The organism is Micrococcus sp. HMSC31B01 (assembly GCF_001816085.1).
Taxonomy (GTDB): domain Bacteria; phylum Actinomycetota; class Actinomycetes; order Actinomycetales; family Micrococcaceae; genus Micrococcus; species Micrococcus luteus.
This window is the reverse complement of sequence record NZ_KV825166.1, coordinates 1-7,881: the sequence shown is the minus strand read 5'-3', so window position 1 is coordinate 7,881 and position 7,881 is coordinate 1. Positions and strand designations below refer to the sequence as shown.

Annotated in this window: 5 protein-coding genes; 3 read left to right on the top strand and 2 right to left on the bottom strand. The window is 72.4% G+C overall.

All coding sequences use genetic code 11. The features are described from left to right. Positions 1-82: 82 nt before the first annotated feature. Positions 83-2,716 (bottom strand): DEAD/DEAH box helicase, encoded by a 2,634-nt coding sequence (locus HMPREF3105_RS07285; RefSeq protein WP_036315313.1) that lies wholly within the window; start codon positions 2,714-2,716, stop codon positions 83-85. Between the two features lie 42 nt (positions 2,717-2,758). Between HMPREF3105_RS07285 and HMPREF3105_RS07280 the strand changes: the two genes are divergently transcribed. Next, positions 2,759-3,682 carry a methyltransferase domain-containing protein gene (locus HMPREF3105_RS07280; RefSeq protein ID WP_036315311.1) on the top strand — a complete coding sequence of 308 codons (924 nt, stop codon included), beginning with the start codon at positions 2,759-2,761 and terminating at the stop codon, positions 3,680-3,682. A 30-nt stretch (positions 3,683-3,712) separates the two neighbouring features. Here HMPREF3105_RS07280 and HMPREF3105_RS07275 read toward each other — a convergent pair whose 3' ends face one another. Beyond that, positions 3,713-4,393, bottom strand: a complete 681-nt coding sequence (locus HMPREF3105_RS07275; protein WP_036315309.1) for an MBL fold metallo-hydrolase — start codon at positions 4,391-4,393, stop codon at positions 3,713-3,715. Between the two features lie 114 nt (positions 4,394-4,507). Here HMPREF3105_RS07275 and uvrA point away from each other — a divergent pair, with 114 nt between their 5' ends. Both uvrA and HMPREF3105_RS07265 read left to right on the top strand, forming a co-directional pair. Further along, positions 4,508-7,492, top strand: a complete 2,985-nt coding sequence (gene uvrA, locus HMPREF3105_RS07270; protein ID WP_036315307.1) for an excinuclease ABC subunit UvrA — start codon at positions 4,508-4,510, stop codon at positions 7,490-7,492. A gap of 40 nt (positions 7,493-7,532) precedes the next feature. After that, a partial coding sequence (locus HMPREF3105_RS07265) for a lysophospholipid acyltransferase family protein (protein WP_141762458.1) occupies positions 7,533-7,881 on the top strand: 349 nt, incomplete at its 3' end.

The window sequence follows — 7,881 nt, the reverse complement described above, 5'->3', positions numbered from 1 at the left end:
CGGTGGCGGGCCGGCTCGAGGGGAGCGAAGCCGCGCGGGTCGCCCGCCACGGGCCGTCCTGCCGCCCGAGCGTCCCCGGCGCTCACAGGCCCCACCCGGACTCGGGCGCGCCCACGGAGACCACCCGGATCACGGGATGGCCCGCCTCGTCGGAGGCGTCCAGGTCGACCACGGCGTTGATCCCGTGGTCCAGGTCCCCGTCCGGGTCCTTCAGGACCTGCCGCACCGCCCACCAGCGCGGGCCGGCCAGCTCCAGCGGGGCGGCGACGTCGGGGGCCGCGGCCACGCGGAACAGCTCGGGGCCGCGCGCGGCGGGGCCGTCGTCGATGTCCTCGTGGTCGTCGAAGTAGGCGTCGAGGGCGTCGGCCCAGTCGTCGGCGGACAGCTCGCCGGACAGGCGCGCGAGCGCCTCGTCCCGCTCGTCGCCGAACAGGCGCACCCGCTGGAACATCGCGTTGCGGACCATCACCCGGAACACGGGCTCGTTGTCCGTCAGGCGAGGCGGGGCCGGCGGCTCGAGCGCCTCCATGTCCCGGCGCAGCTCGTCGATGTCCCCGGCCACCAGGTCCTCCCACTCCTCCAGGAGGGACGAGTCGGTCTGCTTCACCATCTCGTCGAGCCAGTCCAGCAGCACCTGGAGCTCCTCGGTGCGGGCCGCCTCGGGGACGGTGTGGCGCAGTGCCTTGACCGCGTCCGTGAGGTAGCGCAGCAGCACGCCCTCGGACCGGGCGATCCCGTAGAACCGCACGTAGTCGCCGAAGCCCATGGCCCGCTCGAACATGTCGCGCACCACGGACTTGGGGGTCAGCTCGAACTCCGCGAGCCACGGGGCGTCCTGCCGGTAGAGCTCGAACTGCTGCTCGAGGAGCTCGGCCAGCGGCCGCGGGTGGGTGATCTCGTCGAGGGCCCGCATGCGGTCGTTGTAGTCCATGCCCTCGGCCTTCATGGCGGCCACGGCCTCGCCCTTGGCGTGCTTGACCTGGGCGGAGAGCACCTGGCGCGGCGGGTCGAGGGTCGCCTCGATCACGGAGACGACGTCGAGCGCGTGGTCGGGATCGGCCGGGTCCAGCAGGTCGAGCGCGGCGAGGGCGAAGGGGGAGAGCGGCTGGTTGAGCGCGAAGTCCGGCTGCAGGTCCACCGTGAGGTCCACGGTGCGGCCCTCGGCGTCCGGCTCGGGCAGACGCTCGACGACGCCCGTGGCCAGCAGCTCCCGGAAGATCCCGAGCGCGCGGCGCATGAGCACCGCCTGGCGGGCCGGGGTCTCGTGGGTGCCGCGCAGCAGGCGCCGGACCGCGATGACCGGGTCGCCGGGCCGGTCGAGGATGTTCAGCAGCATGGAGTGCGTGATCCGCATGCGGGAGACCAGCGGCTCCGGCTCGGCGGAGACGAGGCGCTCGAACGTCGCCGGCCCCCACGAGACGAAGCCGGCCGGCGGGGTCTTGCGCTTGCCGGACTTCACGGACTGCTTCATGCGCTTGGCCCGCTCGGCCTCGTCCTTGACGTTCGCGAACTTCGCCGCGGCCTTGCGCTCGGCCGCCTTGTTCTCGATCACGTGCTCGGGGGCCTGGACCACCACGGTGCCGGAGGTGTCGAAGCCGGCCCGGCCCGCCCGGCCGGCGATCTGGTGGAACTCGCGGGCCTGGAGCAGGCGGGTCTTCTCGCCGTCGAACTTGGAGAGCGCGGTGAGCAGCACGGTGCGGATCGGCACGTTGATCCCGACGCCCAGCGTGTCCGTGCCGCAGATGACCTTGAGCAGCCCGTCCTGGGCCAGCTTCTCCACGAGGCGGCGGTACTTGGGCAGCATGCCCGCGTGGTGCACGCCGATGCCCGCCCGGACGAGGCGGTTCAGGGTGTGCCCGAAGCCCGCGGAGAAGCGGAAGCCGGCGATCCGCGCGGCGATCGCCTCCTTCTCCTCCCTGGACGTCACCGAGATCGAGGACAGACCCTGGGCCGTCTCCACGGCGTCCAGCTGCGAGAAGTGCACGATGTACACCGGTGCCTGGTGGGTGCCCACGAGCTCCTCGACCTTCTCCTGCAGCGGCACCTCGGACCACTCGAACGTCAGCGGGATGGGGCGCTGCGCGTGGGCGACGACGGCGACCTCGCGCCCGGTGCGCTCGGTCAGGTCCGCCTCGAGGCGGGTCGTGTCGCCGAGGGTGGCCGACATCAGCAGGAACCGGGCCTGCGGCAGCTCGAGGAGGGGCACCTGCCAGGCCCAGCCGCGGGAGGGGTCCGCGTAGTAGTGGAACTCGTCCATCACCACGGTGCCGATCTCCATGCCCGAGCCCTCGCGCAGCGCGCGGTTGGCGAGGATCTCGGCCGTGCAGCAGATGATCGGCGCGTCACCGTTGACGGTGGAGTCACCCGTGACCATGCCCACGTTCTCCGCGCCGAACACGTCCACCAGCGCGAAGAACTTCTCCGAGACGAGCGCCTTGATCGGCGCCGTGTAGTAGGAGACGGCGTCGTGGGCGAGCGCGTCGGCGTGCGCGGCCAGCGCCACCAGGGACTTGCCGGAGCCGGTGGGCGTCGCCAGGATCACGTGCCGGCCCTGGACCAGCTCGAGGGCGGCCTCCTCCTGGGCGGGGTAGAGCGAGATCCCGCGGTCCTCGGTCCAGGCCGCGAAGGCCCCGAAGACGTCGTCGGCGTCCGGGGCCGGCGGGAGCGCGTCGATGCGGTCGGTCAGCGAGGGCGGGTTCGTGGCGGCAGAAGTCATCGCCCCCAGGGTATCGGCCGCTCCGCGCGATACGGTGCCGCCATGAGTCAGATCGCGCCCGAGAGCCCGCACCCGGACACCGACGCCGTCGTGGGGGACGTGACCGGCCGACAGGGCGGGGGGTTCACCTGGGATCCCGCGCAGTACGAGGGCTTCGCCGAACACCGCGCCCGCCCCTTCCACGACCTGGTGGGGCGCGTGCGCGCCGAGGCCCCGCGCGTCGTGGTGGACCTGGGCTGCGGCCCGGGGACCCTGACCCGGACGCTGGCCGAGCGCTGGCCGGACGCCGAGGTGATCGGTCTGGACGACTCGCCCGCCATGCTGGAGCGGGCCCGGGAGCAGGCGGCCCGCACGGGCGCCCCCGCCAACCTGCGCTTCGAGGCGGTCGACGCCTCGCAGTGGCGCCCGTCGGGGGCGACGGACGTCGTGGTGTCCAACGCGATGCTCCAGTGGATCCCGACGCACCGTCGCCTGATCCGGCGCTGGCTCGGGGACCTCACGCCGGGGGCGTGGTTCGCGGCGCAGATCCCGCGGCCCTACGAGCAGCCCTCCCACGCGGCGATCGTGGCGCTGGCGGAGGACCCGGCCTTCTCCGAGCCGCTGCACGGGGTGGCGACGACCCGCACCGTGGCGCCGCCCGAGGAGTACACGCGGCTATTCCTCGAGGCGGGGTGGTCCCCGGTCGTCTGGGAGACGGAGTACCAGCAGGTGCTGACGGGCGAGGACCCGGTGTTCCGGTGGACCTCCGGCGCGGCCCTGCGACCGAGCCTGCAGGCCCTGGCCCGCTGGGACGCCGAGGAGGGCGCCGCCGAGGGCGCCGGGCTGCTCGAGGCGTTCGTGGACCGGTACCGCGCCGCCATGAGCGAGGCGTACCCGCCGGTGCCCGGTGTCACGGCCGACGACGGCGGCCCGGTCACGATCTTCCCGGCCCGGCGCCTGTTCATGGCGGGGCAGAAGCCGGCCTGACGCTGGGCCCGGGACCGCCCGGGCGCACCGTCACCAGCCGCGCTCGGCCCACTCCGGCAGGTGGGGGCGCTCGGCGCCCAGGGTCGTGGAGGCGCCGTGGCCGGGGTGGACCACCACGTCGTCGTCGAACGCGTCGAAGATCCGATCGCTCACGTCCGTGAACAGCTGACGGAACCGGCCGTCGTCGCCCTCGGTGTTGCCCACCCCGCCCGGGAAGAGGGAGTCGCCGGTGAAGAGCACGGCCGGCTCGTCCGCCTCGGGGCGGCACACCAGCGCGATGGACCCGGGCGTGTGGCCGCGCAGGGCCACCACCTCGAGCCGGAGCCCGTCCGCCCCCACGGTGTCCCCGTGGCGCAGGCGCACGTCGGGGGCGACCCCCGTGGCCTCGGCGATCGCGTCGGCGTCGTCCTCGCCGGCCGCCGTGCGGGCCCCGGTCAGGGAGGCCAGCGCCGGCAACGCGCGCACGTGGTCCCAGTGTCGATGCGTGGTGACGATCATCTCGAGGCGCGGCTCGCACGGGGTGTCGTCCGCGGCCGAGGCGATGAGGTCGCGGATGGCCTCGGCCTCGGCGGCGGCGTCGATCAGCACCTGCGCCCCCGTGGTCTTGGAGGTGAGCAGGTACACGTTGTTGTCCATCTCCGACACGGAGCAGGTGCGCACCGTGACGGCGGGCAGATCGTGCAGGAGGCGGTTCCGGGCGGTCTCGGGCATGCGCAACAGTGTACGGACGGGGCGGTGAGGCGCCAGGGCGGGCCCGGCCCGCGGTGGGTTCGCCCACAGGCGAGACCCCGGTGTCGTGTCCGTACCCGCCCCTATGCTGGCCGCGTGCCCAAGAACTCCTCCACCACCGTCTCCTCCGCCGTCGAGGCCCACCCCGGCGGCCTCGCCTCCGGCCCCGGCGGCGCGCGCTCGGGCGAGCGGGACCGCATCGTCGTCCAGGGCGCCCGCGAGCACAACCTGAAGGACGTGGACGTCAGCTTCCCGCGGGACGCCATGGTCGTGTTCACGGGTCTGTCCGGCTCGGGCAAGTCCTCCCTGGCCTTCGACACGATCTTCGCCGAGGGCCAGCGACGCTACGTCGAGTCGCTCTCCTCCTACGCCCGCATGTTCCTGGGCCGGGTGGACAAGCCGGACGTGGACTTCATCGAGGGCCTGTCCCCGGCCGTGTCCATCGACCAGAAGTCGACCAACCGCAACCCGCGCTCCACGGTGGGGACCATCACCGAGATCTACGACTACATGCGCCTGCTCTGGGCGCGTGTCGGGGTGCCGCACTGCCCGCAGTGCGGCGAGCCGGTGAGCCGGCAGACCCCGCAGCAGATCGTGGACCAGCTCGAGGAGCTGCCCGAGCGCACCCGCTTCCAGGTGCTCGCGCCCGTGGTCCGCGGCCGCAAGGGCGAGTTCGTGGACCTGTTCAAGGACCTGTCCACGCAGGGCTTCGCCCGCGCCGTCGTGGACGGGGAGACCGTCCAGCTCTCGGACCCGCCCGTGCTGAAGAAGCAGGTCAAGCACACCATCGCCGTCGTCGTGGACCGCCTCGCCATGAAGGAGGGCATCCGCCAGCGCCTCACCGACTCGGTGGAGACCGCCCTGAAGCTGGCGGACGGCCTCGTCGTGGCCGAGTTCGTGGACGTGGAGCCGGTCGCCGAGAAGGGCAGGAAGAACACCGCGGAGTTCGGCGGGCGGGACGCCGAGGGCAACCCCCGGTACCGCTCGTTCTCCGAGAAGCTCTCCTGCCCCAACGGGCACGAGCAGACCGTGGACGAGATCGAGCCGCGCTCGTTCTCCTTCAACAACCCGTTCGGCGCGTGCCCCGAGTGCACCGGCATCGGCTCCCGTCTGCAGGTGGACCCGGACCTCGTCGTCGCCAACGACGAGCTGTCCCTGCGCGAGGGCGCCGTCGTGCCGTGGTCGCTCGGCAAGTCCACCTCGGACTACTGGCTGCGCGTGCTCGGCGGGCTGGGCAAGGAGATGGGCTTCTCCCTGGACACCCCGTGGAAGGACCTGACGGAGGCGGAGCGCGACGCCGTCCTGCACGGCAAGGACTTCAAGGTGGAGGTGACGTTCCGCAACCGGTTCGGCCGCGAGCGCCGCTACACCACGGGCTTCGAGGGCGTCATCCCCTACGTGATGCGCAAGCACGGGGAGACCGAGTCGGACGGCGCCCGCGAGCGCTACGAGTCGTTCATGCGGGAGATCCCGTGCCCGGCGTGCCACGGGGCCCGCCTCAACCCCACGGTCCTGAACGTGCTCGTGGGCGGCCTGTCCATCGCGGACGCCACCCGCCTGCCCATGCGGGAGGCCATGGAGTTCTTCTCGGGGCTGCGGCTGACGGACCGGGAGCGGCAGATCGCGGACCAGGTGCTCAAGGAGATCCTGGCCCGGCTGGCGTTCCTGCTGGACGTCGGCCTGGAGTACCTCAACCTGGAGCGGCCGGCCGGCACCCTCTCTGGAGGCGAGGCCCAGCGCATCCGCCTGGCCACGCAGATCGGCTCCGGGCTGGTCGGCGTCCTCTACGTGCTCGACGAGCCGTCCATCGGCCTGCACCAGCGGGACAACCGCCGCCTCATCGAGACCCTCCTGCGCCTGCGGGACCTCGGCAACACCCTCATCGTCGTCGAGCACGACGAGGACACGATCGCCGAGGCGGACTGGATCGTGGACATCGGTCCTCGCGCGGGCGAGCACGGGGGCGAGGTCGTGCACTCGGGCTCCCTGGCGGATCTCAAGGCGAACACGCGGTCCGTCACCGGCGACTACCTCTCCGGGCGCCGCTCCATCGCGGTGCCGGAGCGGCGTCGCGTCCCGGAGAAGGGGCGCGTGCTGACGGTCCGCGGCGCCCAGGAGAACAACCTGAAGGACGTCTCGGTGGAGGTCCCGCTCGGGGTCCTCACGGCCGTGACGGGTGTGTCCGGCTCGGGCAAGTCCACGCTGATCAACGAGATCCTCTACAAGGTCCTGGCCAACCGGCTCAACGGCGCCAAGCTCGTGCCCGGCCGGCACCGGTCCGTGGAGGGGCTCGAGCACCTGGACAAGGTGGTCCACGTGGACCAGAGCCCCATCGGGCGCACGCCGCGCTCCAACCCCGCCACCTACACCGGCGTGTTCGACGCGATCCGCAAGCTCTTCGCAGAGACCCCCGAGGCGAAGGTCCGGGGCTACCAGCAGGGCCGGTTCTCCTTCAACATCAAGGGCGGGCGCTGCGAGGCGTGCGCGGGGGACGGCACGCTGAAGATCGAGATGAACTTCCTGCCGGACGTCTACGTGCCGTGCGAGGTGTGCCACGGGGCCCGGTACAACCGGGAGACGCTCGAGGTCACCTACAAGGGCAAGAACATCGCCGAGGTCCTCGACATGCCGATCGAGGAGGCCGCGGACTTCTTCAGCGCGTACACCCGCATCTCGCGGTACCTGGACACGCTCGTCGACGTCGGTCTGGGCTACGTCCGCCTGGGCCAGCCCGCCACCACGCTCTCGGGCGGCGAGGCCCAGCGCGTGAAGCTGGCGGCCGAGCTCCAGAAGCGCTCCAACGGCCGCACCATCTACGTGCTGGACGAGCCGACCACGGGGCTGCACTTCGACGACATCCGCAAGCTCCTGCACGTGCTCCAGTCCCTCGTGGACAAGGGCAACACGGTGCTCACCATCGAGCACAACCTCGACGTGATCAAGAGTGCCGACCACGTGATCGACCTCGGCCCCGAGGGCGGCTCCGGGGGCGGCACGATCGTGGCCGCGGGCACGCCGGAGGAGGTCGCACACGTCGCGGAGAGCCACACGGGCCGGTTCCTCGCGGAACTGCTCGCGTAGCATGGACCCCGCCCACGCAGGACGCGGACGAAGGAGAGCCATGGCGACGTCGGAGCCCGTGCGCAGGAGCGCCGCCGCGCTCCTGCGGCTCACCTGCCGCCCCGAGGTCGTCGGCATGGAGCACGTCCCTGCGCGGGGCCCCTTCGTCATGGCCTCCAACCACCTGTCCTTCGTCGACTCGGTGATCCTCCAGGCCCTCGCCCCCCGCCCGGTCCACTTCTTCGCCAAGGAGGAGTACTTCACGGGCACGGGCCTGCGGGGCCGCGTCCGGCGGCGGTTCTTCGAGTCCGTGGGCTCCGTCCCCGTCCGCCGGGGCGAGCAGGCCGCCTCCGTGGCCGCGCTCGAGTCCCTCGTGGGCCTGCTCGAGTCCGGCCAGGGCGTCGGCATCT

Bases quoted from the DNA above. Each gene is read 5' to 3' on its own strand.
- HMPREF3105_RS07280 (WP_036315311.1), top strand. From the start codon at position 2,759: ATGAGTCAGATCGCGCCCGAGAGCCCGCACCCGGACACCGACGCCGTC.
- HMPREF3105_RS07275 (WP_036315309.1), bottom strand. From the start codon at position 4,393: ATGCCCGAGACCGCCCGGAACCGCCTCCTGCACGATCTGCCCGCCGTC.
- HMPREF3105_RS07285 (WP_036315313.1), bottom strand. From the start codon at position 2,716: ATGACTTCTGCCGCCACGAACCCGCCCTCGCTGACCGACCGCATCGAC.